The sequence below is a fragment of the Haloferax profundi genome (assembly GCF_001469865.1).
Taxonomy (GTDB): domain Archaea; phylum Halobacteriota; class Halobacteria; order Halobacteriales; family Haloferacaceae; genus Haloferax; species Haloferax profundi.
Window position 1 is genome coordinate 1 of sequence record NZ_LOPV01000481.1, and the last position, 1,092, is coordinate 1,092.

Here is a 1,092-nt window from a genome sequence, read left to right on the forward strand (position 1 = left end):
GGTGAAGATGGTGCTGATGGCCTTGTCTATCCAGGTGTCCGTCTGGTTCTGGAGGTTGAGCTTCCGATTCTCGGCTTTGGGTGACCAATCGGGCTTACGCTGAAAGAGGACCTGGAACGCGATTGGGGCTTCGACGTCGGCGAGTTCGTCGACGAGTGAAACGAGCGGGAGTGGCAAAGTATCGTCTGCGAGCGGTGACTCGGGTTCGTCCCGAGTGAGCAGCATCATCCAGTCTTCCTTCCGCATACTCGATCCCTTCCACCGCACACCTCGTGGCGAAATATCGTCACGGCTCAACTCGTCCGAGACGAGTTTCGACTCAACGTCGAAAGACTCCCGCGAGAGATCGAACGATGATGGGTAGATCCGTGTGAGCCGTTCTTCGAGTGTGTCGAGATGTGTATCGGAACCGTAGTAGAACTCAACCGGTTCATCAGTCCCTTCACTCAAAACGAGGAACTCAAACGTCGGTAGCGGACTCGAATACAGCGGATTCAGCCGCTGTAAGAACGAGGGCTGCTCGGCTGTGAGCTTGTGCAGACTCTCAAGCGCGGGGGGAATCCTGTTGGTCTGGAGTGACTCAGAGGTCTGGGTGACTCGAATGTACTCACGGGTCATTCGAGGATACCTCTCCGAGTGGAGTCTACGGCAGCGTGACTGTCTGGGTGGTACGGCTGGCTGACTGGATTAGTTGTCGTCATTGTCGCGAATACGAAAGATCTCAAGCAGGCGGTCCTGTGCGTCGATACATTTGTCTCGAAATACCCGGTCGTGGGGTAACCGTGCGATAATGTAGGCGGTACTCACGGTCGGTGTGAGTGCTGTGAGGAGTGATGTCGTGAGCGTCGGTAGTGAGGCTGGGGGACCGACGACAACGGCTGTGAGTGCAAGTATGAATCCATACCGCGTCGGGAACTCCCATAACTCACGTCGGGGTTCCCAGACCATCCGCACGAGGTCTAATCTGAGTGCGTCTTTGATCTGGTAGGCGATGCCCAGCGACCCTACGAACCAGAGGATTTGCGCTCCGAATCGTCGCCCGGTGGGTGCGTCGCCAACCGCGACGAGGATGAGCACAACTGCACCGTACAG

At 56.8% G+C, this 1,092-nt stretch carries 2 pseudogenes; both read right to left on the reverse strand.

What is annotated here, in order from left to right:
• A pseudogene (locus AUR66_RS15700) lies at nucleotides 1-618 on the reverse strand (conjugal transfer protein); the annotation flags it as partial.
• 69 nt (nucleotides 619-687) lie between these two features.
• Nucleotides 688-1,092, reverse strand: a pseudogene (locus AUR66_RS15705) (hypothetical protein); the annotation flags it as partial.